Source organism: Pseudomonas sp. AIG, assembly GCF_977020205.1.
The window spans coordinates 87,673-113,798 of record NZ_CDROCK010000005.1 but is presented as its reverse complement, the minus strand read 5'-3'; the positions used below and the strand labels follow the sequence as shown (position 1 = coordinate 113,798).

Sequence of the window (26,126 nt, the reverse complement as noted above, 5' to 3'; positions counted from 1 at the left end):
GCTCCGCGTCACTGGCCGCATAGCGTCCCCGGAGGCATTCCCACGCAGAGCGTGGGAACGATCAGTTGCTCAGGCAGCATGGGGGGGTTGTGCATGGATCGCGCAAGTCGCCGGTTGCTCGGCCAGCGGCACAAACGTGCGACGGTCCGAGGACAGCGCATCGATCGAGCCGGTCTCGATGTCGTACACCCAGCCATGCAGATTCAGCAGGCCTTTTTCCTGAGCCAGGCGCACGCTCGGATGGGTCTGGATATTTGCCAGTTGTGCGATCACGTTTTCGCGCACCATCGAACTCAATTTCGCCGCGTCATTGGCATGCGGCCGCGCCTCGTTAACCACTTTCGCCGATTCGGCATGCTGCAACCAGCCGCTGACGGCGGGCAAGTGATCCATGCATTTGCACTGGGCAATCGCGGTCATGGCACCACAATCGGAGTGCCCGCAGATCACAATGTCGGTCACGCCAAGCACCGCCACCGCGTACTCCACCGTCGCCGAAACCCCGCCCGGGTGCGGACTGTAGGACGGCACGATATTGCCGGCATTGCGGATCACAAACAGTTCGCCGGGTTCTTGTTGGGTCAGCAATTCAGGCACTACACGGCTGTCCGAGCAGGTAATGAACAGAGTTCCTGGCTGTTGCGTGGTTGCCAGGTGTTTGAACAGTTCGGTGCGTTGCGGGAACGCTTCGTTCTGGAATTTCAGGAAGCCATCAATCAGGTTTTTCATGGTGTTGTCCTCTCAGTTCGAGCAACCGCTGCCGAATTCGTTGTATTGAAGAATGTGTTTGCCGCCGTGGCTGTCCAGATACGTCATCTCCACCGGCACCACGCCACACACATCGGCAACCGGGGTAATGCTCAGCACGTGGGCGATGTCCAGTGGCATGCCGTAGCGGTAGGCAACGGCCTCGTCAGCGGCAGATGCCTGGACGCAAATGCCGCCGAGCAAAGCCAGAATCAACAGAATTTTTTGCATGGGGCAGCCTCCAGATGTGTTGGGTGACGGGTAGCCATTTGAGGTGGGTTGGCCCGCACGCAGGGTGCGGGCCGGGGCGGATCAGAACGGACGCAGGGGCAGGAATTTGCCGTCGAGGGTGACCACGGCGCGGGAGCCGCCTTCCGGGTCTTCGACTTTCTTGATGTCGAGTTTGAAGTTGATCGCGCTGATGATGCCGTCGCCGAACTGCTCGTGAACCAGCGCTTTGAGGGTGGTGCCGTAGATCTGGATCATCTCGTGGAAGCGGTAGATGGTCGGGTCGGTCGGTACGCCGCTAAGGCTGCCACGCAGCGGGATGATCTGCATTGCCGCAACGTCTTCAGCGCTCAGTTCCAGCTTGTCACCGACCACTTGGGCAGCGTTTTCCGGCAGTGGATGCTGGCCAAGCAGGGCAGCGGTGACGTACGCCAGGCTCAGGCCGGTGCCGTCGGCCAGATCCTGCCACGACAGATCTTTGCGTGCCTTGGCGTCGAGAACGCGGGTGGTCAGGGCCAGGCTGGTGTCGTTGTAGGCGTGGGACTGTTGCATGGTGTCACTCCTTTCAGGGGTTGGCTTGCTGTGTGGGATTGATCTTCTGCCGATTCATTCATAGCGTCCAAGACCGATATACAATGCTTCGCATAAGCCCTGCCTATAGATGGTGTTCCCATGCTGCTGCGACATTTGCGTTATCTACTGGCCGTTGCCGATCACGGCGGCTTCACCCGAGCCGCCGAGGCCCTGCATGTGTCGCAGCCGACCCTGTCGCAGCAGATTCGGCAACTGGAGGAAAGCCTGGGGGTGAACCTGTTTGATCGCACCTCGCGCACGGTCAAACCGACGGACGCCGGCGAGGCCTACATCGAGTGCGCACGGCGGGTGTTGGTGGAACTGGAGGCGGGCAAGCGCGCGTTGCATGATGTGAAGGATTTGTCTCGCGGGACGTTGCGTCTGGCGATGACGCCGACGTTCATGGCGTATCTGGTCGGGCCGTTGGTGCGCGACTTTGCCGCGCGGTACCCGGGGATTCATTTGCAGATCTTCGAGTTGTCGATGGATGACATTGAGGCGGGGCTGGCGGATGACTCGCTGGATATTGCGATTGCGTTTACGCCGGTGCGCAGCGCCGATATCGAGTGTATTCCGGCGTTTACCGAAACCTTGGGGATCATGGTCGGGCGTGAGCATCCGCTGTATGACAGCCACTCGGTGCTGATGACGGAAGATATTGCTTCGCTGGATTTCGCCTTGCTGGCGCCGGACTTCATCACGCGGTTATCGGTGGACGAGTATTTCCGTCAGCAGGGGATTACGCCGCAGGTGCGGATCGAGGTGAATTCGGTGAGTACGTTGCTGGAAGTGGTGCGTCATTCGCCGCTGGCGACGATGTTGCCGCAGGCTATTGCGACTGAGGATCGGGCGTTGCGTCGGTTGCGCGTCGAGAGTGATGCGCCGCAGCGTGGGGCGGCGGTGTTGCGGCGGCGTAATAATTATCACAGTGCGGCGGCGGTGGCGTTTGCTGAAATGGTGTTGGTCTGGGGGATGCCCTCACCCTAACCCTCTCCCAGAGGGAGAGGGGACTGACCGAGGTGTTTGTGCGATTTACGCCGACCTGAGAAACCTGAGTCGAACTCAGGTTCTGAAAGCACCATAAATCGGCCCCCTCTCCCTAGGGAGAGGGGGACTGACTGAGGTGTTTGTGCGTTTTACGCCGACCTGAAAGTTTTGAGCCGAACCAAGATTTTGAACGCAGCACAAATCGGCTCCCTCTCCCTCGGGAGAGGGCTGGGGTGAGGGGCTACAATTCCAGTCACGCCAAATCAATGCAAGCGAACAAAAAAAGGCCTGCTTCCTTTAAGGAAGCAGGCCTTTCAATTATTTAATGACTAACTCAGCAGAACCGATCAATCACCCGAACTTCATTGTTGTTCTGCATTGAGCCCCACGCCTGTTTCAGCGTTTGCAGAACATTTCCGATGAAGTCCCTGTCGGCCGCGGCTTTCTTGCCAACATAACCGTGGCCGCGACGGTACATCTTCAGGCGGGCCAGCAAGTTCTGATGGTTGCGGTCGAACTCTTCTTCGCCAGCATGGGGCGCCAGGCAGTCGATATGCACCTGGCCCGACTTGCTGATCCACAGAATATGGCTGTCGTGGCTGTCTTTTTGCGCAGCGAACATACGAGCCAGTTCTTCGATAGTTGGTTGATTGTTCAGATTCATGATGTTGCCCCTTGACCAGTCTGGTGATCTTTCAAAGTTGATTCGCTAATACAGGTAGCCCATCGGTTAGTTGATCCCTGGCACCGAAACCAGGACGTCAGCGCTCGCCCGTGGAAAGTACGGGGTCGTGCATCTGTTGCATGTAGTCGTGTTGAATAACTGCTACGCAATAGCGTCACAACGAGGAGAAGCAGCGAAAACCGGGAGGCTCCTTGACGACATTTACCGTGTCGACCACAAGCGTCTTGAGAATTTTCGCCAGCGCTTCTCGTCCTTGTACTGGACGTTCAGGCCAGGTCAGCTTCTTCAATCTGCCTTGTGGGCAGCGTGTATCCGGAAAAAACAACTCGGCGGTCAGACGAGTTTGCTCAAGCGTGTTACCGATGTTCCCGATCGGGGAACGTCTTCATCATGCAAAAGCAAAACGACGCCGTCAACGGTTTTGTAGTGATTATTTTTGTTCACTACATATTGTCGGACAAAGCAGTTTTGGAATGAGAAAGAATCCGTTCAGGCAACGGAAAAAGGCGCGCACACGCGGTAGAACGTGCACGGATAACCGTCCACTTCACGCTGCTGCCGGGTGAAATCGCCGCCGCTCAATACAGGGATCAGCCCGGCCCAGAAGCGCTGGGCCGGCAGATTGGCGTCGATATGGAAAATCTGCCATTGACCGGGGATCTGGCTCAAGAGGGCAGAGATGACAAACTGCGCGACGCCTTGGCCACGAAAGCGTCGGGCGATGAAAAAGTAGCCGATGTTGTGTTCGGCACCGGGAATGTGGATTTCGTTATCGACGGTCACGAAACCGGCGAGTTCTCCGTCGACCTGAATCAGAAATGGTTGGGTGGCCGGGTGGCGCCAGTAGTCGATTTTCGGCTGGATGGAGAAGAAACCATGCGGAGCGAGCTTTAGCGGCAGCCATTCGCTGAAGTCGTGCATGTAGAACTGCATGAGGTTTTCGATGATTTCCAGCTCATCGCGCTGGGCTGGGTGCAGTTCGATATTGGCCATGCGCCGGGTTCCTGAAAGTGATGAGCCTTGCAGAAACACTAGCGGGTTTTATTTGGCAGCTGGTTTCGGCGTGCGCTTGGTTGTGCCTGTGGTTTTGCTGCGGGTCGATGAATTGCGTTTCTTCTTCCACGGGGCCGCCGCTTTACCGGCCGGCGGCGGGCCGCTGATGGTCAGGCTGAGGCTGGAGCAGCGCGTCACCTGTTTGCTCATCCATGCCGCTTGTTTGGTGACGAACTCTTCAAGACTCATTTCGCCGCTCTGCACCATGTCCAGCGCCTGCTCCCAGATCGCTGTGGTGCCGGGGTCAGCAATTGCGCGGGGCACTGCGTCGATCAGGCTGAACGCCGCCGGCGTAGCAGCGAGGGCCTTGCCGTTTTTCACCAGATAGCCACGGTCGAGCAAGCCTTGGATGATCGACGCGCGGGTGGCCTCGGTGCCGATGCCGGTGGTGTCCTTGAGTGTCTGTTTGAGCAGCGGATCTTCAACCAGTTTGGCGACGTTTTTCATCGCCTTGATCAGGTCGCCCTCGGTGTAAGGCTTGGGCGGTTGCGTCCACAGATCCTTGAGCTTCACTGCGGCGATGGCGCATTCGACGCCTTGGCTCAGGGTGGGCAAGGTTTGCGGCGCGGGTGCCTCGCGGCCCTTGGCCGGAGCCAGTGCCTCGGGCAATGCGCGTTTCCAGCCCGGTTCGATGATCTGTTTGCCCACCGCACGCAACGCTTCACCGGCGCAATCGAAATCGGCCTGGGTGCGATCGTATTCGTGATTGGGCAGGAACTGCGCCAGATAGCGTGCGCGGATCAGCGTGTAGACCGCACGGTGCTTGCCGCTCAGGCGTTCAAGATTCTTCGCGGCGGCGGTGGGAATAATGCCGTGGTGAGCGCTGACCTTGGCGTCGTTCCACGCTCGGGAGCGGCGCTGGGGGTCAAGATGGCCTTGCAGTGCGTCAAGACTCGAGTCGGCCTGACGCAGCGCGGCGAGAATTCCCGGTGCCTCACTGTGCTGGCTTAGCGGCAAGTATCCGCAATCACTGCGCGGGTAAGTGATGACCTTGTAGGTTTCATAGAGCGCCTGGGCGATGTCGAGGGTTTCCTGCGCGCCGAGGCCGAGTTTCTTCGAGCAGACCTCCTGCAAGGTGCCGAGATCGAAGGGCAGCGGTGCCACTTCGCGCATGCGCTCGGTTTTCAGCTTGACCACCCGGGCACTGGCAGCGCCGTTGATGGCGACGGCCGCTTGCTGGGCCAACGCCTGATTGAGGCAGCGATCCTGATCGTCACAGACATCCGACGGCGCACGCCATTGCGCGGTAAACGGAATGCCGTTGTGCAGCAGATCGACATCGATCGCCCAGAACGGTACCGGCACGAAATCGGCGATGCTGCGGTCGCGATCCACCACCAGCCGTAAGGTCGGTGTCTGCACCCGGCCTACCGGCAACACGCCTTGATAACCCGATTGCCGACCGAGCAGCGTAAACAGTCGACTCATGTTCATGCCAATCAGCCAGTCCGCCCGCGAGCGGCCCAGCGCCGAGTGATACAGGCTGAAGGTCTCGGCCCCCGGTTTCAATGCGGCCAGAGCCTTGCGGATCGAAGCTTCGTCCAGCGCCGACAGCCACAAGCGGCGGATCGGCCCGCGATAACGACAATGCTCGACCAGTTCCCGGGCGATCATCTCGCCCTCACGGTCGGCGTCGGTGGCGATGATCAGTTCGCTGGCCTCGCCGAGCAGGCGCTTGACCGCTTTGTACTGGCTGGCGGTACGCGGCTTGACGGTCATTTTCCATTTGTCCGGAATGATCGGCAGATCGGCCAGCACCCAGCGCTTGTAACGTGCGTCATAGGCATCCGGCGGGGCCGTTTCGAGCAAGTGGCCGATGCACCAGGTCACCGTGACATCCGTTCCCAGCCAGCAGCCGTCGCCGCGACGCCTGGCGCCGAGCACGGCCGCAATGTCTTTGGCCTGGGAAGGTTTTTCACAGAGGTACAGCCGCATAACCACCATCGTCGATCAAGGTCGGAACAGGTGCACAGAATGGCCGGACTTGGCGTCAGGGGCAACTTTTATCTGTATGGATATACAGATAAAAAACATTGCAGCAGGTGACGGGCAATACCGGGACGCAGGCCCGGCTATCGAGAAATTGATTAGCGCCCGGTTGGCGCGTGTGTCAGGTTTTTCGCCGATTCAAACACGCGAGTGACAGGACGATCTCGCCAGAAGATCGCCGTGGTCTGTCGACACTGACTACTCAGAAACAAGGAAGTCCATCATGGCCCAAGCCAAATCCAAAACCACCAGCGCCTTCGACCAAGTCGACGCTTTCAGCCACTTGTATGACCGTGGCAATGGTCTGGTCAACGGTAAACCGTCGTTCACCGCCGACCAGGCAGCCGACGAAATCCTGCGCAAAAACCTGTCGTGGGGCGACAAAAACGCGGATGGCAAGATCGACCTCAGCTATACGTTCCTGACCGAGAAACCGGCGAACTACAACGTCAAACTGGGCAACTTCAGCGAGTTCAGCGCCCAGCAAAAGGCCCAGGCCGTGCTGGCCATGCAGTCCTGGGCCGACGTCGCCAACGTCACCTTCACTGAAGGCAAGGGCGGCGATGGCCACATGACCTTCGGTAACTACGATGTCAGCACCGGTGGCGCAGCGTTCGCTTACCTGCCGAGCGGCGGCAGCTATGACGGCCAGTCGTGGTACTTGATCAACGATCAGTATCAGGTCAACAAAACCCCGGACACCAACAACTACGGGCGCCAGACCCTGACCCACGAGATCGGTCACACCCTTGGCCTGTCGCACCCGGGCGCGTACAACGCTGGTAATGGCAACCCGACCTACAACGACGCGAAGTACGCCGAAGACACCCGCGGCTACAGCCTGATGAGCTACTGGAGCGAAGCCAACACCGACCAGAACTTCAGCAAGGACGGCAGCGGCGCGTACGCCTCGGCGCCGTTGCTCGACGACATCGTCGCGGTGCAGAAACTCTATGGCGCCAACTACGCGACCCGCGCCGATGACACCACCTACGGTTTCAACTCCAACGCCGAGCGCGATTTTTACAGCGCCACTTCGGCGTCCTCCAAAGTGGTGTTCTCGGTGTGGGATGGCGGCGGTAATGACACGCTGGATTTCTCCGGCTTCAGCCAGAACCAGAAGATCAACCTCAATGAAGGTTCGTTCTCTGATGTTGGTGGTCTGGTGGGCAACGTTTCCATTGCTTACGGTGTAACCGTGGAAAATGCCATCGGCGGTTCAGGCAATGACCTGTTGATCGGTAACGCCGTTGCCAACGAACTGGTCGGCGGTGCCGGCAATGACATCCTTTACGGTGGTGGCGGTGGCGACACGTTGTGGGGCGGTGCCGGCGCAGACACTTTCGTGTTCGGCGCTGCCAGCGATTCGACCATGACCGCGCCGGACTGGATCATGGATTTCACCAGCGGCCTGGACAAGATCGACCTGTCGGGTATCGCCGGTTTCGCCACGGGCGCGGCGTCGCTGAACTTCGTCAGCGGTTTCACCGGGCATGCGGGCGACGCGATCCTGACCTATTTCGCGCAGACCAATCAGACCAGCCTGATGGTTGACCTGACGGGGCAGGGGGCGGTGGACTTTGCTGTGGGCGTCGTTGGGCAAGCGGTGGCGACCGATATTGTTGCGTGATGCCTGAAGAGCGGCCCTCACCCTAACCCTCTCCCAGAGGTAGAGGGGACCGATTGGGGGATGCTACAGAAATACATCGACCTGATAGCGCTTTGCCGAATCCATAATCGAAACCGCACGCTCAGGTCGATGTAGAACGAAAGACACCACCGTAGGCTCCCTCTCCCTCTGGGAGAGGGCTGGGGTGAGGGGCTTTTGATGTTGAAGGGCCGTTCGGCTGCAAACCCAACCCAACCAGCCCCAATGGGCTATACCTGAACCGGTCTCTTCGCCGTACCCAGGAGAACCCCATGAAAACCTCCGGCCCCAGTCCCGTCATCACCCTCGAACAACTTCCCGGCTGCCTGATAGTGAAATTCCACGGCATCCAGGTTGCCGCCTCTTCCCACGTCATGATCCTCAACGAAGCCAACTACCCGCCGGTCTATTACATCCCCCGCGAAGACATCGACGAAAAGTACTTCGCCCGCACCGACCACACCAGTTATTGCCCATACAAGGGCGACGCCAACTACTTCAGTCTGCAAGTGCCGGGGCATGAAGGGGCGAACGCGGTGTGGACTTATGAGAAACCGAAAATCTCGGTTGGGCCGATCAAGGACTACGTGGCGTTTTATCCGGATCAAGTGAAGTTCGAAGTGATCAAAGCTGAGGCCTGATTAAAAAGAGGCGAGAGCGCAAAAGCCCTCGCCACTTCAGCCGCCGTTAATTCTTGTCGAGATCGATATTCTTCGTCTCACGCAGACAGATCATCCCCACCACCAGGCTCACCCCGGTAATCAGCACCGGATACCACAGCCCGTAAAAGATGTCCCCGGTGTACACCACCAGCGCAAACGACACCGTCGGCAGGAACCCGCCAAACCAGCCGTTGCCGATGTGGTACGGCAGCGACATCGAGGTGTAGCGAATGCGCGTCGGGAACAGTTCGACCATCAGCGCCGCCAGCGGGCCGTAGCACATGGCCGAGATGATGATCAGCGCCACGATCAGGGCGACGATCATCGGCTTGTTGATTTGCTGCAGATCGGCCTGTTGCGGGTAGCCGGCGAGGGTGATCGCGCCACGCAGGGCGGCTTCATCGAAGCCATCGATTTTGACGTCGCCAACACTCACTTGCACGGCGCTGCCAGCAGGCGCAGCGGCGCTGGAGTAGGGCAGGCCTTGCTTGACCAGGAAGGTTTTGACCTTGTCGCACGGGCTGTCGAATTTGGCTTTACCGACCGGGTCGAACTGGAAGGTGCAGGTCGCCGGATCCGCCAGCACCGTGATCGGCGCCTGACGGCTGGCCTGATCGATCGCCGGGTTGGCGTAGTGCGCGAGGGATTTGAAGATCGGGAAGTAAAGCGCCGTGGCCAGTAGCAAGCCGAGCATCAATACCGGCTTACGCCCGACCTTGTCCGACAGCCAGCCGAAAAAGATGAAGAACGGTGCACCAATGACCACGCTGATGATCAGCAAGGTGTTGGCCACCGCCGGGTCCATTTTCAGGAACTGAGTCAAGAAGAACAGCACGTAGAACTGCGCCGCGTAGAAGGTCACCGCTTGGCCGGCGTTGATGCTGAACAGGGCGATCAGTACGACCTTCAGGTTTTCCCATTTGCCGAAGGATTCGCGGATCGGCGCCTTCGAGGTTTTGCCTTCCTCTTTCATTTTCAGGTACGCCGGCGACTCGTGCAGACTCAGGCGAATCCAGGTAGAAATGCCCAGCAGCACAATCGACAGCAGGAACGGAATGCGCCAGCCCCAGACTTCAAACTGATCGCCGGTGAAGTAGCGGCAACCGAGCACCACCAGCAGCGACAGCAACAGGCCGAGGGTCGCGGTGGACTGAATCCAGCTGGTGTGGAAGCCGCGTTTGCCGATTGGCGCATGCTCGGCCACGTAGGTCGCCGCGCCACCGTATTCACCGCCGAGCGCCAAGCCCTGAAGCATACGCAGCAGCACCAGAATGATCGGCGCGGCGATGCCAATGCTGGCGTAGGTCGGCAGCAGACCGACGCAGAACGTCGCCACGCCCATCAAAATGATCGTCGCGAGGAAGGTGTATTTGCGCCCGATCATGTCCCCCAACCGACCGAACACCAGCGCCCCGAACGGCCGCACGATAAAGCCAGCGGCGAAGGCCATCAGCGCAAAGATGAACGCTGTGGTGTCGTTGACCCCGGCGAAAAACTGCTTGCTGATCACCGCCGCGAGGGCGCCGTAGAGGAAGAAGTCATACCACTCGAACACCGTCCCCAGTGAGGAAGCGAAGATGACTTTGCGTGTATCCGGGCTGGTCTCCGCGCTGCGCACGGCGTCCAGCGGCTGAACGTGTTCTGACATATCGGTATCCCTCACAGTGATTGTTTTTGTTGTTCCACTGGTGTTGCGTGTCCGGGTGATGCCTTGAATGGGATGCAAATCCCTGTGGGAGCGAGCTTGCTCGCGAAGGCGTCCTGTCAGTCAACCTCTATGTTGAATGATCTACCGCTTTCGCGAGCAAGCTCGCTCCCACAGGTACGGTGTTTACAGCTTTGGAATTGAGGATCAGTTGTGCAGCCTTCTCGGCAATCATCAGCGTAGGCGAACACGTATTGCCCGAGGTGATGCGCGGCATGATTGACGCATCGGCAATGCGCAAACCGGGCACGCCGTGGACGCGCAGCTGTGCGTCGACCACCGCCTCAGCGTCATTGCCCATGCGGCAAGTACCCACCGGGTGGAAAATCGTCGTGCCGATCTTCGCCGCCGCTTCCTGCAATTGTTCTTCACTGTGCAGACGGGGGCCGGGCAGATCCTCCCCCGGTTTGAGCGCGCGCAGGGGAGGGGCGCTGACGAGGCGGCGGGTCAGGCGAATCGCATCCGCCGCTACGCGCAAATCTTCAGGATGGCTCAGATAGTTGGGTTGAATCAGCGGCGCCTCCTGCGGATCCGCCGAACGAATATCGATGCGCCCACGACTCTGCGGACGCAGATCGCACACCGAAGCAGTAAACGCCGGAAAGCTGTGCAACGGCTCGCCAAAACGCTCCAGCGACAGGGGCTGCACGTGGTACTCAAGATTCGCCGAGGTCTGCTCCGGCCCCGAGCGCGCAAACGCGCCCAACTGACTCGGCGCCATCGACAGCGGCCCGCTACGGTCATACAGATAGCGCAGGCCCATGCCCATCTTGCCCCACACGCTGCCGGCGATCTGGTTGAGGGTTCGGGCATTTTCCAGTTGGTAGATCAGGCGCAATTGCAGGTGATCCTGCAGGTTGCCGCCAACACCTGGCAGCTCATGAATCACGCCGATGCCCAAGCGTTCCAGCAGCGGCCGCGGACCAATCCCGGAGCGTTGCAGAATGCTTGGCGATCCAACGGCACCGGCGCACAAGACAATCTCCTTGCGCGCCTTGAATTGCTTGGTCTGACCTTCGTGACGCCCACTGACTTTTGTTGCGCGACCGTCCTCTAGCAGCACACGATCGACCTCAACCCCTGTCAGCACCGTCAGATTCGTCCGGTCGCGCACCGGTTTCAAAAACGCCTTGGCCGCGTTCCAGCGCACCCCGGATTTCTGATTGACCTGGAAGTAACCGCAACCCTCGTTGTCGCCCTGATTGAAGTCGTCGATGCTGGCGATGCCGCTCTGCTCGGCGGCACTGCGAAAGGCATCCAGAATCGGCCACGACAGGCGCTGTTGTTCAACGCGCCACTCACCCTTGGCGCCGTGGAATTCAGCCGCGCCAGCGAAGTGGTTTTCGCTCTGTTTGAACAGCGGCAGCACGTCATTCCAGGCCCAGCCCGGATTGCCTTCGTCCGCCCAGCCATCGTAATCGTTGGCCTGGCCGCGCATGTAGATCATGCCGTTGATGGACGAACAGCCGCCCAGCACTTTGCCGCGCGGATAGCTCAACGCGCGGCCATTCAGGCCCGGTTGTTCTTCGGTCTTGAAGCACCAGTCGGTGCGCGGGTTACCGATGCAGAACAGGTAACCGACAGGAATGTGAATCCACGCATAGTTGTCGCGCCCGCCGGCTTCGAGCAACAGCACGCGCTGCTGCGGATCTGCCGACAGCCGATTGGCCAGCAAACACCCGGCAGGGCCGGCGCCGACCACGATGTAGTCGTATTCCTCGAGGGAAGTCTGCATTCCCTGACCTCGCTTTTTGTTTTTATTGTCGGACACTCTAGTTGTTAGCTTTCGTCAAAAGAATGTTAGTTTTTGCGCAGCCGCTGTGCGTTTTTAAACAGCCTGGATAGACCATAGCCGACAAGGACACGCCATGTTCGACTGGAACGACCTGCAGTTTTTTCTCGAACTGCAACGCAGCGGCCGCCTGCTCACCGCCGCCCGCCGTCTCAACACCACCCACGCCACCGTCGCCCGCCACATCGAAGCCATCGAAAAAAGCCTCGGCACCGCGCTGTTCGTCCAGCACGCCCAAGGCTACGAAATGACCCCGGCGGGGGAGGCGCTGCTTAAACATGCTGAGGCGATGGAAAACGTTGCGTTGCTGGCGCAGGAAGAGATCACCCAATCCACCGCGCCACTGGGCAAGATTCGTGTTGGCGTCACCGAAGGGCTGGGCATCAAGTTTCTCGCCAGCCGCATGATCGGCTTGTTCGAGCGCTATCCGGGATTGGAAGTGGAACTGGTCGCCGTACCACGCTTTGTCAGCATCCTCAACCGCGAGGCGGAAATCAGCATTCATCTGGAGCGCCCGGCGGCGGACATGCTGGTGACGCGCAAACTCACGGACTATCGACTCGCGTTGTACGCCAGCCAACGCTATCTCGATAAGGCGCCGCCACTGCAAAGCCGCGAAGACCTGGGGCGGCATGCGTGGATCGGTTATGTCGATGATTTGCTGTTCAGTCAGGAATTGATGTTTCTCAATAGTTTCTGCCGCAGCCCTCGGGTTGTGTTCCATAGCACCAGCGTTATTGCGCAACAGGAAGCGGCGCGGTCGGGATTGGGCATTGCGGTGTTGCCTTGCTACATGGCCGAGTCGGATCCCGATCTGGTGCCGTTGCTGCCGGATGAAAGCATCGAGCGCAGCTACTGGATCAGCACGCGGCGCGAGTTGCACAAGTCGGTGCGGCTGCGGGTGGTCTGGGATTATGTGGTGGGGTTATGTGAAGCGGAGCAGGGGCTTTTACGCGGACAGTCCCGCCAACCGTAGATCCTTTGTAGGAGTGAGCCTGCTCGCGATAGCGGTGTGCCAGTCGACATCTGACTCACAGACATACCGCTATCGCGAGCAGGCTCACTGCTACAGGGGGGGGCGACAAATTCAAAGTTGATTTATATATGGATATCCGTATATTCGGATTTCCGTATGTGATGAGCCCGTCCCATGATCACCCCCACCGAAGTCTTCAAGAGCCTCGCCGACGAAACCCGCGTCCGCGCCATGCTGCTCATTTCCGATCAAGGTGAGCTCTGCGTCTGCGAGCTGATGTGCGCACTCGGCGACAGCCAACCGAAAATCAGCCGCCACCTCGCACAACTGCGCAGCAGTGGCTTGCTGCTCGATCGCCGTCAGGGGCAGTGGGTCTATTACCGTCTCAACCCGGAGCTGCCGGCGTGGGTGCGCGAAATCCTCCAAGTGACCTCCAGAGCCAACGCCGATTGGCTGAAGGACAACGCTGCCCGTCTGCAGAACATGGACGGTCGTCCTGTCCGTGAAACCGCGTGCTGCTGAGGAAGGAGAAAACCATGCGAATCCTGTTCATGTGCACAGCCAACAGCTGCCGCAGCATCCTCTCTGAAGCCATGTTCAATCACTTGGCGCCTGCCGGGTTTGAAGCGGTGAGTGCCGGCAGCTTTCCCAAAGGCCAGGTCTTGCCGCGCAGCCTGACGACGCTGCAACAGGCCGGCATCGCCATTGATGGTTTGCACAGCAAGGGCAACGACGCCTTCGAAAGCAACCCGCCGGACATCGTCATCACCGTGTGCGACAAAGCCGCTGGCGAGACCTGCCCGGTGTATTTCGGCCCGGCGCTGAAATCCCACTGGGGGCTGGAGGATCCCTCCGACGTGACGGGCGACGAAGCCAAGATTGACGCGGCTTTCCGCGCAACATTGGCGCGCATCGGACATCGCTGCCAAGCCTTTCTCGATCTGCCTTTTGAAACCCTCAGCCGTGATGAACTGAAAACCGCGCTCGACCGCATCGGCGCGCTTTAAGGAGGATTTATGTCCGAACTGCCCAACCTCGATCTCAATCTGTTCGATAACGCCAAACCGTCGCAAGCGGGCGAACACAAACCTCGCATCCTGCTGCTCTACGGCTCGACCCGCGAACGCTCGTTCAGCCGTTTGCTGGTAGAGGAGGCCGCGCGCCTGCTCGAACACTTCGGCGCCGAAACGCGGATCTTCAACCCGTCCGGTCTGCCGCTGCCCGACGACGTTCCTGTCGACCATCCAAAGGTGCAGGAACTGCGCGATCTGGTGCTGTGGTCGGAAGGGCAGGTCTGGTGCTCACCTGAACGTCATGGCGCGATGTCCGCCGTGTTCAAGGCGCAGATCGACTGGGTGCCGCTGGAACTCGGTGCCGTGCGCCCGACCCAGGGCAAAACCCTGGCCGTGATGCAAGTCTGCGGCGGTTCGCAGTCGTTCAACGTGGTCAACCAGTTGCGCGTGTTGGGGCGCTGGATGCGCATGTTCACCATCCCCAACCAATCCTCGGTGCCGAAGGCCTATATGGAGTTCGACGAGGCCGGGCGGATGAAAGCGTCGCCGTTCTATGATCGTGTGGTCGATGTGATGGAAGAACTGGTGAAGTTCACCGTGCTGCTGCGCGATCAACAGGCGCATCTGGTCGACCGCTACTCCGAGCGCAAGGAAAGTGCTGAGCAACTGATGGCGCGGGTCAACCAGCATTCGATTTGAGGCCGTCCCTCGGCGAGGGACGGCTGCGTTCACGGGCGGCAACGGCGGGCGCAATCCAGCTTTGATTGATGGTGATCAACCTTGTGTCGGTCAGTTCGGCGCAGCCTTGGAAAGGTGCTGAACTCAGTGCAAACACCTGCACAGGAGTCTTGATCATGACCATGATGAAAGCGGCGATATTCGTCGAAAAGAATCGCATCGTGCTGGATGACAAACCGATCCCCGAGGTTGGCCCGCTGGACGCGCTGGTGCGTATCACCACCACGACGATCTGCGGCACTGACGTGCACATCCTGCGTGGCGAGTATCCGGTGGCCAAAGGTTTGACCGTCGGTCACGAACCGGTGGGCGTGATCGAGAAACTTGGCTCACAGGTGCGCGGATTATTCGAAGGCCAGCGGGTGATTGCCGGCGCGATTACCCCCAGCGGCCAAAGCTACGCCTGCTTGTGTGGCTGCGGCTCCCAGGACGGGCCGGAGACCCGCCACGGTTTTCGCGCCACCGGCGGCTGGAAATTCGGCAACATCATCGATGGCTGCCAGGCGGAGTACGTCTTGGTGCCCGATGCCTTGGCCAACCTGTGTCCGATACCCGACGGATTGAGTGACGAACAAGTGCTGATGTGCCCGGACATCATGTCTACCGGATTTTCCGGTGCCGAACGTGGCGAAGTCAGTATCGGCGACAGCGTTGCGGTATTCGCGCTGGGGCCGATCGGCCTGTGCGCGGTGGCCGGGGCGCGGCTCAAGGGCGCGAGCGTGATCATTGGCGTCGACGCGGTGGCCGAGCGCATGAGCGTCGCGCGGCAGTTGGGCGCGACCCATGTGGTCAATTTCAAGGACGGCGACGTGGTCGAGCAAATCATGGCGTTGACCGACGGGCGCGGCGTGGATGTGGCCATCGAAGCCTTGGGCACCCAAGGCACGTTCGAGTCTGCGTTGCGGGTGTTACGCCCGGGCGGACGCCTGTCGAGTCTGGGGGTCTACGCGTCGGACCTGCGCATTCCCTACGATGCCTTCGCGGCAGGGCTGGGCGATTACAGCATCGTCAGCACCCTGTGCCCCGGCGGCAAGGAGCGCATGCGCCGGTTGATGGCGGTGGTGCAAAGCGGTGGCGTCGATCTGTCGCCGCTGGTGACCCACCACTTCAAACTGGATGATATCGAAGCCGCCTATGAACTGTTCGCGCATCAGCGCGATGGGGTGATGAAGGTGGCGATCACGCCTTGATCGGCAACGCGCTCCGCACTGTTGGCGGGTGCGAGGCGCAGGGATGGCGTTACAGGCACAGGCGATGAATGACCTGGTGGGCATCATCAGGATCGCTGTGGGTGGCAAACCCCATGGACTTGGCGAGGTCGCGCATGGCCGTGTTGCTGGCCGAATCCACCGAGTACAGGTACCGGAAACCGTTGTGCCGGGCGGCCTTGATCAGGTGTTCCATTAGCAACGTGGCCAGGCCCAGGTGTGTCCATTCATCGGCGACCGTCACGGCGCATTCACAGTCCTGTTCGCCCGTGGCGGCATAGCGGCTGATGCCGATTTCGATCAATTCGCCATTTTCGTGAGCCAGTGCGACGTAGGCCGCGCGTTGCTTGCTGTCGACGTCCATCAACTGATCGAGTAACGCGGTGCCCGGCTCACTGATCTGCGCAAGAAAACGCAGGTGTCGGGACTCGGGCGACAAGCGTTTGATGAACGCGTATTCGCGTTCGCAATCCGTGGCGGCCAGGGCACGGATCAAGACGTGGCGGCCATCCCTGAGCGACTCGATCCAGTATTCACCTGGGTGCGCGGCATAGGCCGGCGCCGCGCGGTCATTGTGGTCTTTGACAGTGAGCATGATAGGAGCCTCCATCGGGGCTGAACGAGCAACGCGCAGGAGAGTGCGCTGAGTCTGTTCTACACCGATGTCAGCCCCGGGAACTGATCTGGATCAGATTCCGACGCGCGGCCACTGGTTTTACCGGGCGATGGCGCTCCTCGTTCCGCAATCAGACTCAACCCGGCGGCGGTTCGCGGGTGCTGCGTTGCGCAGCGGGGCGCGGTTGCCCGTCGGGAATCGACAACGTCGCGCGCAGGCCGCCCTCAGCGCGGTTGACCAGAGTGATTCGTCCGCCCAGGCGCGCGGCGATGGTGTTGACGATGGTCAGCCCCAGCCCCGCGCCTTGGGCGTTGCCGCGACTGTAGAAGCGCTCGAACAACCGCGCCCGCTCCGCCTCATCAATGCCCGGCCCCTGATCTTCAACGCTCAAGTGATAAAACCCCTCGGCCTGGCTGAGCAGCACGGTGATCACCCCGTGTTGGGGGGAAAAGTTGGCGGCGTTGGTGATCAGGTTGCTCAGGGCAATGTCGATCGTGCCGGGGCTGGCCATGATGTTGAACGGCTGGGCGCTGTCTTCAAAGGCCAGTTCCAGCTGTTTACTCAGCAACCATGGCGTCAACTGGACCAGGCTGTTGCGCACGGTTTCGCCGAGGTCGATGCGTTGTAGCGGCGGCGGATTGGGTTTCGGTTCCAGCCGCGCCATGGTCAACAACTGATTGACCAGGCGACTGGTGCGATCGACCCCGGCGATCAGAAACGCCAGCGATTCACGCCGCTCCTGTTCGGTGCCGGCCTCTTGCAGGTTTTGCGCATGCACCCGCAGCACCGCCAGCGGCGTGCGCATCTCGTGGGCGGCATCGGCGATAAAGCGTCGTTCACGGCCAAGCACTTCCTGAATCTGCGCGAGCATACGGTTGAGCGCCGCCTGCATCGGTTCCAGCTCACTGGGCAGCGGCGCCAGTTGCAACGGTTCCAGCGAACCGCTGTGGCGGGCGCGCAGGGTCTCGGCCATGTTCGCCAGAGGCTTGAGGCCCCAGCCGATGGCCAGCCAGACCATCGCCGCGAGCAGCAGGCTGCCGATCACGTTCGGCCACAGGGTGTGGCGGACGATGCGGTCGACCAGGTCGGCGCGCACATCGTCGCGCTCACCGACCCAGATGCGCAGGTTGTTCTGTGGGTCTTCGAGGAGAAAGGCACGCCAGTGACGGTTGTTCAGATCCACCACATCGCTGAAGCCGGGCTGCGTCGGCGGCGTCTTGAAGGACGGTGCACTGGCGGTGTGCACCAGCACATCACCGGCAGGATTCCACACCTGAAAGGCGATTTTGCGTTCGTAAGGATGACCGTCGCGGAGCGGCACCGCTTCGCCCAGCGCCGAGTTGAACGCCTGGTACAGTTCGGCGTGCTGCTTGCTGGCCAGGGGCATGCGCATCACGCCTTGCAGCAGGCGCGCGTTCTGCGCCAATTGCGCGTCGTAGACCTCGGCGATTTCGTGGTTGCTGTCGTGCAGGTTGAAGGTGCTGAGGACTGCGAGGCCGGCCAGCAACAGACCGATGATCAATGTCAGCGTGCGGCGGCGGATCGAGGTCATCGACGCTCCTCCACCAGATAACCCACACCGCGAATGGTACGGATCAGGTCGGTGGAAAACTTTTTGCGCAGGTGGTGAATGTGCACTTCGAGGGTGTTGCTTTCGGCTTCTTCGTTCCAGCCGTAGAGCAGTTGCATCAGTTGATCGCGGGTCATCACCCGGCCCGGCGGCGACAGCAGTTCGTGCAGCAACTGATATTCCTTGGGCGTCAGGGCCACCGGTTGGCCCTGATAACTGACTTGCTGGGTGCCCGGGTTGAGGCTGATGCCGGCATGCTCGATCAACGCTTGAGCGCGCCCGGCACTGCGCCGCAACAAGGCGCGCAGGCGTGCCTTGAGTTCGTCCAGGTCGAACGGTTTGATCAGGTAGTCGTCGGCCCCGGCGTCGAGCCCGGCGATGCGGTCTTCGGTAGCATCGCGCGCGGTAAGAATCAGCACCGGCAGATTCGAACCGCTGTCACGCAATCGGCGCAGCACTTGCAGGCCGTCCATGCGCGGCAGACCGAGATCCAGTACGGCGACATCGAAGGTTTCACTGAGCAGCGCATGCAACGCACTGCTGCCGTCCTTGAGCCAGTCGACGGTGTAACCCTCGCGGCCCAGCGCCTGATGAATGCCTTCACCCAGCGCCACGTCATCCTCAACCAGTAATAAACGCACGCGGACTCCTGTCAGTCGAGTTTCTTGTTCACGTCCACCAGCAGGGCGGCGATCTCTTTGCGACGCCCGGCATCGGCACTTTCCCGGCCCGGACGCGGCGCGGCTTGCTGGGCTTTGATCAGCGCGGCTTTGGCTTCAGCGTAGCGCTTCTGACGGTAGAGGTGATCGCCCCAGAAGTACAGGCTGTCGATGCCGTTGGGGTTGAGTTGCAAGGCTTGCTTGAGCAGTTGCTCGGCCTTGTCGCTGTCGCCGAAACCGATGGGCCAGCCGGGCACGCGGTCATACAGCGCGGCGAGGCTGGTGTAGGCCGAGCCTTGCAGGGCTTTGGGGTCGAGGGTCAGGGATTTCTCCAGATCGGCCTTGGCGTCCTTGGCCTTGCCCAAGGCACCGAGGCCACCCTCGGCACCGGCCCAACTGCTGGTGACGATGCCTTTCCAGATCCACGCTTCGGCCACCGCCGGGCGCTGGGTGGTGAACGCGTTGGTTTCGTTGGCCAATTGCTCGAACGCGGCAGCGCGCTGTTTTTCCGCCACCTCATATTGGATGTGCGCCCAGCTTTGCTGGATGCCCTCGAGACGTTTCTGATCGGCCGGTTCCAGCGCCCAGACGCTTTGACTCAGGGCAGCGAGCAACAGGCATGCGGATAGTTTTTTCATGGCTTTGGCGACTCGTTGTCAGGTTTTTCACTGAGGCGGCGGATCAGCGGCAACTGCTTGCGCAGGCCTCGATCAACCAGATGCGGGAGCAGATTGTTCAGGCGGACGAAGAAACGTTCCGGCCAGCCCAGGTAGAGATCGCGACGATCGCCGGCAATCGCATGGATCACCGCCGAGGCCACGGTTTGCGGGTCGTCGACGTTGGCCTTGAGCGCGTCGTTCAATGCTTGCGCGGCGGCGCTGTTCATCGAGGTACGCGTGGCGCGCGGCGCGACGTACAGCACGCTGACGCGAGTGTCGGCGAGCTCCCGGCGCAGTGCCTCGGAGAACCCGCGCAAAGCGAATTTGCTCGCGCAATAACTGGCGTAACCGGGGTAGCCGATCGAGCCATAGGTCGAACCGACGTTGACCACCATCGCACTGTCGGCCTGCTTGAGCAGCGGCAACAGCAGTTTGGTCAGGCACATCGGCGCACTGATGTTCACCGCCAGCATCGCGTTGATGTCGCTGTCATCCAGCTGTTCGAGCATGGCGAAGTGATTGACCCCGGCGGCGTTGATCAGCAGGTTGATGCCACCGATGGCTTCGGCGGCGACCAGCACTTTGCGCCGGTCGCTGAGGAAGGTCAGGTCGGCGCCGACCCAGCACAACGACTCGGGGTAGCGCTTGAGCAGCGGCGCCAATGCCTCTTGATGCCGCGCCACCGCGAGCACGTGGGCACCGGCGGCGCACAAGGTTTCGGCGATGGCCAGGCCGATGCCGCCACTGGCACCGGTCAACACCACCCGCGCCTCACGCAGCTGCATGTTGAGCCTCCGCGTCACGCGGCAAGCCACGGAACATGTCGGTGTACAGGCGATAGACGACTTTCGAGGCATGAATCACGGCGGCTTGATCGGCAGGATCTTCCAGCTGATTCATCAGGTGCCGATAGGTTTGCATGTGCTCGATGTCGAGCGAACCGTGGGAACTCAGGTAGCTGAACGCGGTTTCCGGCAACGCCAGACGCTCACGAATGCTGCCCGCCGCGTGGGTGGCCAGGGCGATGCTGGTGCCTTCGAGCACATTGACCATGCCGAACAGACCCACCGGATTGCCACGGGCGATCAGGTCGTAAAGAAAGCTGACCATCAACTCAATCGACAACGACGGCTGACCGTCGCGCACCGCATCACGATCACCGCCACACGCGGCGATGTCGTTGAGCACCCAGTGCTCGTGGCCGTATTCGTCTTCGATATACTCGGCCACCGCTTTGCGCAGCCATTCCAGACGTGTCGGCAGGCGTGCACCGCAGGCCATCATCAGCGGCACGGTGTGGCGCACGTGGTAATACGCCTGAGCCAGAAACGCCCGATAACTGTCGAGACTGACCTTGCCTTGCAGGGCATCGACGATGATCGGCAGGTTGAACAGTGCGTGGCGTTCTTGTTGCGTGGCTTCTTGCAGGGTGTCAAAAAAACTCATGATGCGGACTCCTCGGAAACAGCGGATTCGGTCAATTGCGTGTGGTACTGCGCGACGATGGCGTCGCGGCGCGGGCGGCCATTGGCGGTGAGCAAGCCATTGGCGGCGCTGAAGGGGTGCGGCAGGCGCGTCCACTGATGCACCTGGGCGTAATCGGGCAAGGCTTCGTTGGCTTCGGCGACGGCAGCGGCCAGTTCGGCATCGGTGCAGTCCGGACGATGTGGCCAGAGCAGGGCGTGATTGCGCGGCAAGGCTTCGCCGTAAACGAATGCCTGGGCGATGTGGCGGCGCTGGGTCAGCTCGGACTCGACCCATTCCGGGTTGACGTTGCGCCCGAAACTGGTGACGAACTGGTGCTTCTTGCGGCCCTTGAGATAGAGAAAACCTTCCGGGTCGAACTCGCCCAGATCGCCGCTCGGCCACCACTCATCAGCGTACGGTGCATCGCCCAGATAACCGAGCAAGGCCGAGCCCTTGATCAGCACTTCGCCGTCCTCGGCCAGCCGCACTTCAACATGCGGCAGCGGTCGGCCGACGCTGCCGGGGCGGCGCGCACCGGGGCGATTGAGGCACACCACCGAGGCGCATTCGGACAAGCCGTAACCTTCGTAAACCGGCAGCCCGACCCGTTGCGCGCGATGCAGCAGATCCTCCGAGACCCGCGCACCGCCGACAGCGGCAAAGCGCAGGGTTTGCGGGTCGAAGGCTTTCTGCTCGGCGGCGCTGACCAGCAACAACAGCAACTGCGGCACCAGGATCAGACTCTCCGGTGCACGGCTGGCCAGATAACCGAGCAAGCGCGGAATCTCGACGCCGCTGGCGCCCTGAATGCCAAGGGTTTTCTGGCTTGGCAAACTCAACATGGCGCCGGCATACAGGGCGGCGTAGCAGCCAAGGTTCTCCAGCAGGATAGCCAACGGCAACAGCGCCAGATGATGCTGCGGGCCGGTCACTTCGCTGGCCTGATGCAGCTCTCGTGCAACCCGCAGCAGGCTGTCGGCGCTCAGGCACACACCTTTCGGCGTGCCGGTGGTGCCGGAAGTGAAGGTGAGTTTCGCGGTGCCGGCGGGCATGCGACGGGGGCCACTGAACGCGCGGCACCAGAACTCGCCACGTTGTACATAGCCGGCCGCGAGCAGTTCGGCTTTAAGTTCAGGCTCGGCGATCACCCGTTCGGCCTGGCTCTGTTCCAGACAATGAGCGCGTTGCGCCGCACTGAAAAACGGCGGCAGCGTCACGCAGGTCAGGCCTTCAAACAGCACGGCCAGATCCCAGAGCATCGCGTCGACGCCGTTGTCCAACGCCAGCGCAATCACCTGCGCTTGCTCATCGCGCAAACGCTCCTGGCGATACAACACCTCGGCATACACCGTGGCGTAATCGAGTTTCAACGTGTCGCCCCACAGGGCGGTCGCGTTGTCATTGCGCCGGGCATGGTCGCGCAGGGTTTCCTGGAAGCGTTGCAATTCAAGCGACATGACAGGCTCCTTCAATCGAACCGGGCAAACCCAGGCGGGTAAACAGGCCGATATTGCGCAGATGGATGAACCCGGCGCGGATGTTGCCGACGTGCACCCAAGGTTTACTTTCGTAATAACTGCCCCAGTGTTGACGCTCGTCACCCAATCGTTCCGGGTCAGCGGCGCACAATGTCACTGGCTTCAAACCCAGGCGATGGAAGCTGTTGACCAGGCCGATGTTGCCGGTGAACGTCACCCATTCCAGGCCGCCCATGGCCAGCAGATAGGTGATGGCGATGATGCTCAGGCGCGCGCTGCCGGTGTCGCTGGCGGCGAGGTTGCCGACTTCGACGATGGCGCTGCGCTCGACCGCACGATCCGCCGCCGCGCTGATCAACGGCTCGATCGACTCATCCAGATAGCGCTCGAGAAACAGTGGCTGCCGATGCGCGCGACGCACCCCGGCCACGGCGCACAACTCGCCGTCGCCGTTGTGCATGCCGAACAGCTCGGGCATGAAGTGGCGAATATCGGCGCCATGGGCCTTGCGAAAGCGTTGCTGGATAAAGGCTTCGAAAGTCTCTCGCAGGGCATCGTCGGGCAGGGCAGCGGTCAACGTCATCTGCGGCGTTTCGGCTTGACCGAAGCGCAGGGGCAGGGCGATGTTCCAGTCGAAATCGGGCATGGGCAGAACGCCTCCCTCAATAGGTTTGAGGCGAGTATCGGAGGCATTTCTTAACGAAGTCTGAAGGTGAAAAAAGGTTAACGTGAGGGTCTGTCTTCAGACTCTCTTAAGACTGGGCGGGCAGGGTAACGCCGTCGGTTCGCCCAACAACCGGAGCGAGGCGGTCGAACAAATCGACCGTCACTCACGACAATCACGAGGCGCAGCTTATGACCCGCGACACCGCCGTAACCCGTTATGGAAAACTCTCAATCACCCTGCACTGGCTGATGCTGGCGCTGTTCGTCGGCGTCTACGCATGCGTCGAAATCAAGGGCTACATGCCCAAGGGCAGCGAAGCGCGCGGCTTGCTGATGGGCTTCCACGGCCTGTTCGGCGCGAGCATCTTCGCCCTCGTGTGGATCCGCCTGCTCGGCCGCCTCAGCCCACGCCCGCCGATCACCCCAAAACCACCGGCGTGGCAGACCGGCATCGCGCACCTGACACACCTGGCGCTGTATGGGCTGATGATCGCCACGCCGATCCTCGCCTGGCTGATGCTCGCCGCCGCCGACAAACCGTTCCCGTATTTCGGCTTCCACGTCCCCGCGCCGGTGGCCATCGACCCGGACTTCGCCAAGCAACTGAAGTACTGGCATGAACTGATTGGCAGCGCGGGTTACTGGCTGATCGGGCTGCACGCGCTGGCGGGGTTGTTTCACCATTATTGGGTGCGGGATAACACGCTGGTGCGGATGCTGCCGGGCCGCACCGAATAACCCTGATCCACTACAACCCCTGTGGGAGCGAGCCTGCTCGCGAAAGCGGTGTGTCAGCCTATGATGATGTTGGCTGACACGGCCCCTTCGCGAGCAGGCTCGCTCCCACAGGTTTTTGTGGTGTGTTCGAGTAATCGCCGCTTCAGGTTTTGCGCCTGCCTGCCGATGAAATCTGCACGATTTCAACGGATGCCATTCATGAACAAGGTTGTTGCTGTACTGGCGCTTACTGCCCTCGTTGCAGGCTGCAAATCCCACCATCGCCCCAATCTTGCGGACGATGAATTCCCCAGCTTTCGTTGTGCGGCGTACTTCAAGCAAGCGTCGATCAGTGAGCAGCAGTTCGACGAAATCCGCTATCTCAGCACCCAGAACGCCAACTGCAAGGTGATCCTCGGTGAGATGTACGAGCAGGGACATGGCGTGCCGAAAAACATCGAGAAGGCCAAAGACATCTATGAGTCGGTGGCCCGACGTGCGCCGAATGTCTACAGCCGACTGGGCGATATGGCGGCAGCCGGTGTCGGCGGGCCGGTCGATCTGGTGGCTGCCCGGGACTTTTATGAGCGCTCAATTGCAGAACCCGGCAATACCGCAATGGAGCTCAAAGTCGCCGAGTTTCTGGAGAACGGCAAAGGCGGCCCGCAAGACCTTCAGGGGGCGCTGAAGCTGTATTTCAAAGCCGACTCATGGGACAACCTCCAACGCCTGCGCACCAAAGGCGTGGTGATGACGATCGAACAACAACAGCAGTACAACAAGGTTTATCTCAATAGGATGCAGTACGGCGTCAGGGAGAAGATTGAAGGTATCGAGAAAGCGCTGGCGCAAGAAAAGCTGTCGACCCCCGAGCGCAAGTCGGTGCAGCTGGAATTGACCTACACCCCCGGTTCGTTGGTGCCAGCGATCGCCTTGCGGCAAAGTTGCGGTAACAGTGCCATCGACCAAAAAGTCATGCAGAGCTTTAGCGAATACCGATACCCCGGCGAACCGATCCTTTCGCCGCAGCAGAAAAACCACACGACTGTCGCCAGCGTCAGGACCGATGGGCTGACCGATAGAGAGCGACTCAGAGCGCTATCGAAAAAATAAGCGGTGCCGTGTGGCCCGAACTGATCGGCGGGCCACTTGCCGGAACAGCGTCTCGCGTCCACTCTATGAACTGCCGACAAGGAGCGTCCGCCGACCCTCCGTCGTGACCACAGGGAGCTTGCAGCATGAGCGAAGACAACAAGGTAAAAGGCCCGGCGTCATACTTTCCCTCCATCGAGAAAAAATACGGCCAGCCCATCGATCACTGGCTGAAACTGCTCGCCGGCATCAGCGACAAGAAACACATGGAACTGGTGGCGTGGCTCAAGGAGGAACACGGCATGGGCCACGGTCATGCCAACGCCTTGGTTGCGCATCATCTGGCGGGTAAAAAGTGAGGGCAGGGCAGCGATGAATTTCTCCCACCGGCCCGTGACGGCCGACGACGTCAACACCCTGTGCAGCTTTCCCCAGGGCGAACAAGAGCTGTTCTTCATGTTCCCGAAAGCCAACTTCCCGCTGACGGAAGAACAGATGCACAGCGCAATCAGCCAGCGCTTCGACTCCACGGCTTTTCTGGCCAACGGCGAGTTCGTCGGCTTCGCCAACTTCTACCGCGCTGAGCACGATGGCATCTGCTGCATTGGCAACGTCATCGTCGCGCCATACGCCCGTGGCCAAGGTGTTGCGCGATACATCGTCGAAACCATGACCGCCGTCGGCTTCGAAAAATACCAGGCGAAAGAAGTGCAACTGTCCTGCTTCAACGAAAACACCGCCGGCCTGCTGCTTTACCCAAAACTCGGCTTCGTGCCGTACTCCATCGAAGAGCGCCCTGCGCCAAATGGTGGACGTTCCGCCCTGATCAACATGACGCGCCACCGACCCTAACCATCCTCTAATTCCTGTGGGAGCCGGGCTTGCCCGCGATGACGCCAGCCCGGCCGCCGCGAACCCACCGCCCGACACAAAACCTGTGGGAGCGAGCCTGCTCGCGAAGACGCCAGCCCAACCACCCCAAATCCCAAGCCAGACTCAATCCCATGTAGGAGTGAGCCTGCTCGCGATAACGCCAGCTCAGCCACCACCAATCCCAACTCAACCACAAATCCCTGTGGGAGCGAGCTTGCTAGCGAAGTCGCCCACCCAGTCACCCCATCAACCACTGAGCGAGATAAACAGTAAAAACCACCACTGTTTAAACGAAGCCTCAAGTAACCACCAAAACCCTACAACG

28 protein-coding genes are annotated in these 26,126 nt (G+C 60.6%); 12 read left to right on the top strand and 16 right to left on the bottom strand.

What is annotated here, in order from left to right; all coding sequences use genetic code 11:
* Nucleotides 1-69: 69 nt before the first annotated feature.
* The 3 genes from ACWR1S_RS05370 to cynS form a co-directional block, all read right to left on the bottom strand.
* Complete coding sequence (locus ACWR1S_RS05370; protein ID WP_454562701.1) at nucleotides 70-729, bottom strand: carbonic anhydrase; 660 nt, start codon at nucleotides 727-729, stop codon at nucleotides 70-72.
* A 12-nt stretch (nucleotides 730-741) separates the two neighbouring features.
* Nucleotides 742-978: a DUF2790 domain-containing protein gene (locus ACWR1S_RS05365; protein WP_454562700.1), complete on the bottom strand. Its 237-nt coding sequence runs from the start codon at nucleotides 976-978 to the stop codon at nucleotides 742-744.
* An 81-nt stretch (nucleotides 979-1,059) separates the two neighbouring features.
* On the bottom strand, nucleotides 1,060-1,527 hold the full coding sequence (gene cynS, locus ACWR1S_RS05360) for a cyanase (RefSeq protein WP_016982959.1): 468 nt from the start codon (nucleotides 1,525-1,527) through the stop codon (nucleotides 1,060-1,062).
* Nucleotides 1,528-1,647: 120 nt separating this feature from the next.
* On the opposite strand from cynS, the gene cynR reads away from it, so the two are divergent.
* A complete protein-coding gene (gene cynR / locus ACWR1S_RS05355) occupies nucleotides 1,648-2,535 on the top strand; it encodes a transcriptional regulator CynR (protein ID WP_454562699.1) in 888 nt (295 codons plus the stop codon).
* A 334-nt stretch (nucleotides 2,536-2,869) separates the two neighbouring features.
* Here the strand turns inward: cynR and ACWR1S_RS05350 are convergent, their stop codons facing one another.
* From ACWR1S_RS05350 to ACWR1S_RS05340, 3 genes are all read right to left on the bottom strand, one after another.
* A complete protein-coding gene (locus ACWR1S_RS05350) occupies nucleotides 2,870-3,199 on the bottom strand; it encodes a hypothetical protein (RefSeq protein WP_454562698.1) in 330 nt (109 codons plus the stop codon).
* A 510-nt stretch (nucleotides 3,200-3,709) separates the two neighbouring features.
* A complete protein-coding gene (locus tag ACWR1S_RS05345; RefSeq protein ID WP_454562697.1) occupies nucleotides 3,710-4,213 on the bottom strand; it encodes a GNAT family N-acetyltransferase in 504 nt (167 codons plus the stop codon).
* Between the two features lie 48 nt (nucleotides 4,214-4,261).
* Nucleotides 4,262-6,208 carry a DNA topoisomerase III gene (locus ACWR1S_RS05340; RefSeq protein ID WP_454562696.1) on the bottom strand — a complete coding sequence of 649 codons (1,947 nt, stop codon included), beginning with the start codon at nucleotides 6,206-6,208 and terminating at the stop codon, nucleotides 4,262-4,264.
* Between the two features lie 277 nt (nucleotides 6,209-6,485).
* On the opposite strand from ACWR1S_RS05340, the gene ACWR1S_RS05335 reads away from it, so the two are divergent.
* A complete protein-coding gene (locus ACWR1S_RS05335) occupies nucleotides 6,486-7,892 on the top strand; it encodes a serralysin family metalloprotease (RefSeq protein ID WP_454562695.1) in 1,407 nt (468 codons plus the stop codon).
* Between the two features lie 290 nt (nucleotides 7,893-8,182).
* Nucleotides 8,183-8,551 (top strand): DUF427 domain-containing protein, encoded by a 369-nt coding sequence (locus ACWR1S_RS05330; protein ID WP_454562694.1) that lies wholly within the window; start codon nucleotides 8,183-8,185, stop codon nucleotides 8,549-8,551.
* 46 nt (nucleotides 8,552-8,597) lie between these two features.
* Here the strand turns inward: ACWR1S_RS05330 and ACWR1S_RS05325 are convergent, their stop codons facing one another.
* Together ACWR1S_RS05325 and ACWR1S_RS05320 are read right to left on the bottom strand one after the other, a co-directional pair.
* A complete protein-coding gene (locus tag ACWR1S_RS05325) occupies nucleotides 8,598-10,220 on the bottom strand; it encodes an MFS transporter (RefSeq protein WP_454562693.1) in 1,623 nt (540 codons plus the stop codon).
* 127 nt (nucleotides 10,221-10,347) lie between these two features.
* Nucleotides 10,348-12,012, bottom strand: a complete 1,665-nt coding sequence (locus tag ACWR1S_RS05320) for a GMC family oxidoreductase (RefSeq protein WP_454562692.1) — start codon at nucleotides 12,010-12,012, stop codon at nucleotides 10,348-10,350.
* A gap of 133 nt (nucleotides 12,013-12,145) precedes the next feature.
* Between ACWR1S_RS05320 and ACWR1S_RS05315 the strand changes: the two genes are divergently transcribed.
* The 5 genes from ACWR1S_RS05315 to ACWR1S_RS05295 all read left to right on the top strand — a co-directional run bounded on the left by ACWR1S_RS05315 (nucleotide 12,146) and on the right by ACWR1S_RS05295 (nucleotide 15,986).
* On the top strand, nucleotides 12,146-13,045 hold the full coding sequence (locus tag ACWR1S_RS05315) for a LysR family transcriptional regulator (protein ID WP_454562691.1): 900 nt from the start codon (nucleotides 12,146-12,148) through the stop codon (nucleotides 13,043-13,045).
* A gap of 174 nt (nucleotides 13,046-13,219) precedes the next feature.
* Nucleotides 13,220-13,567, top strand: coding sequence for a metalloregulator ArsR/SmtB family transcription factor (locus tag ACWR1S_RS05310; protein WP_454562690.1), 348 nt, complete (start codon nucleotides 13,220-13,222; stop codon nucleotides 13,565-13,567).
* 14 nt (nucleotides 13,568-13,581) lie between these two features.
* Nucleotides 13,582-14,052, top strand: coding sequence for an arsenate reductase ArsC (locus ACWR1S_RS05305; protein ID WP_454562689.1), 471 nt, complete (start codon nucleotides 13,582-13,584; stop codon nucleotides 14,050-14,052).
* A gap of 9 nt (nucleotides 14,053-14,061) precedes the next feature.
* Nucleotides 14,062-14,757 (top strand): arsenical resistance protein ArsH, encoded by a 696-nt coding sequence (arsH, locus tag ACWR1S_RS05300; RefSeq protein ID WP_454562688.1) that lies wholly within the window; start codon nucleotides 14,062-14,064, stop codon nucleotides 14,755-14,757.
* A gap of 155 nt (nucleotides 14,758-14,912) precedes the next feature.
* On the top strand, nucleotides 14,913-15,986 hold the full coding sequence (locus ACWR1S_RS05295) for an NAD(P)-dependent alcohol dehydrogenase (protein ID WP_454562687.1): 1,074 nt from the start codon (nucleotides 14,913-14,915) through the stop codon (nucleotides 15,984-15,986).
* A 49-nt stretch (nucleotides 15,987-16,035) separates the two neighbouring features.
* Here ACWR1S_RS05295 and ACWR1S_RS05290 read toward each other — a convergent pair whose 3' ends face one another.
* The 8 genes from ACWR1S_RS05290 to ACWR1S_RS05255 all read right to left on the bottom strand — a co-directional run bounded on the left by ACWR1S_RS05290 (nucleotide 16,036) and on the right by ACWR1S_RS05255 (nucleotide 23,099).
* The gene (locus ACWR1S_RS05290; protein WP_454562686.1) at nucleotides 16,036-16,599 is read right to left on the bottom strand and encodes an N-acetyltransferase family protein; all 564 of its coding nucleotides are present in this window, start codon (nucleotides 16,597-16,599) and stop codon (nucleotides 16,036-16,038) included.
* Nucleotides 16,600-16,756: 157 nt separating this feature from the next.
* Nucleotides 16,757-18,172: an ATP-binding protein gene (locus ACWR1S_RS05285; protein WP_454562685.1), complete on the bottom strand. Its 1,416-nt coding sequence runs from the start codon at nucleotides 18,170-18,172 to the stop codon at nucleotides 16,757-16,759.
* Complete coding sequence (locus ACWR1S_RS05280) at nucleotides 18,169-18,831, bottom strand: response regulator (RefSeq protein ID WP_007910671.1); 663 nt, start codon at nucleotides 18,829-18,831, stop codon at nucleotides 18,169-18,171. Before ACWR1S_RS05280 ends, ACWR1S_RS05285 begins: the two co-directional genes overlap by 4 nt.
* Nucleotides 18,832-18,842: 11 nt before the next feature.
* A complete protein-coding gene (locus ACWR1S_RS05275; protein WP_454562684.1) occupies nucleotides 18,843-19,487 on the bottom strand; it encodes a tetratricopeptide repeat protein in 645 nt (214 codons plus the stop codon).
* Nucleotides 19,484-20,293 (bottom strand): SDR family oxidoreductase, encoded by an 810-nt coding sequence (locus tag ACWR1S_RS05270; RefSeq protein ID WP_277761694.1) that lies wholly within the window; start codon nucleotides 20,291-20,293, stop codon nucleotides 19,484-19,486. The genes ACWR1S_RS05275 and ACWR1S_RS05270 overlap by 4 nt, the downstream gene beginning before the upstream one ends.
* Complete coding sequence (locus ACWR1S_RS05265; RefSeq protein WP_454562683.1) at nucleotides 20,280-20,954, bottom strand: TenA family transcriptional regulator; 675 nt, start codon at nucleotides 20,952-20,954, stop codon at nucleotides 20,280-20,282. Before ACWR1S_RS05265 ends, ACWR1S_RS05270 begins: the two co-directional genes overlap by 14 nt.
* Nucleotides 20,951-22,432, bottom strand: a complete 1,482-nt coding sequence (locus ACWR1S_RS05260; RefSeq protein ID WP_454562682.1) for an AMP-binding protein — start codon at nucleotides 22,430-22,432, stop codon at nucleotides 20,951-20,953. Before ACWR1S_RS05260 ends, ACWR1S_RS05265 begins: the two co-directional genes overlap by 4 nt.
* Nucleotides 22,422-23,099 carry a thermostable hemolysin gene (locus ACWR1S_RS05255; protein ID WP_454562681.1) on the bottom strand — a complete coding sequence of 226 codons (678 nt, stop codon included), beginning with the start codon at nucleotides 23,097-23,099 and terminating at the stop codon, nucleotides 22,422-22,424. The genes ACWR1S_RS05260 and ACWR1S_RS05255 overlap by 11 nt, the downstream gene beginning before the upstream one ends.
* Nucleotides 23,100-23,308: 209 nt before the next feature.
* Here ACWR1S_RS05255 and ACWR1S_RS05250 point away from each other — a divergent pair, with 209 nt between their 5' ends.
* From ACWR1S_RS05250 to ACWR1S_RS05235, 4 genes are all read left to right on the top strand, one after another.
* The gene (locus tag ACWR1S_RS05250) at nucleotides 23,309-23,857 is read left to right on the top strand and encodes a cytochrome b (protein WP_454562680.1); all 549 of its coding nucleotides are present in this window, start codon (nucleotides 23,309-23,311) and stop codon (nucleotides 23,855-23,857) included.
* A gap of 60 nt (nucleotides 23,858-23,917) precedes the next feature.
* Nucleotides 23,918-24,949 (top strand): tetratricopeptide repeat protein, encoded by a 1,032-nt coding sequence (locus ACWR1S_RS05245; RefSeq protein WP_454562679.1) that lies wholly within the window; start codon nucleotides 23,918-23,920, stop codon nucleotides 24,947-24,949.
* Between the two features lie 125 nt (nucleotides 24,950-25,074).
* A complete protein-coding gene (locus ACWR1S_RS05240; protein ID WP_454562678.1) occupies nucleotides 25,075-25,287 on the top strand; it encodes a DUF4287 domain-containing protein in 213 nt (70 codons plus the stop codon).
* A gap of 13 nt (nucleotides 25,288-25,300) precedes the next feature.
* Complete coding sequence (locus ACWR1S_RS05235) at nucleotides 25,301-25,780, top strand: GNAT family N-acetyltransferase (protein ID WP_122607137.1); 480 nt, start codon at nucleotides 25,301-25,303, stop codon at nucleotides 25,778-25,780.
* The last annotated feature ends 346 nt before the right edge of the window (nucleotides 25,781-26,126 follow it).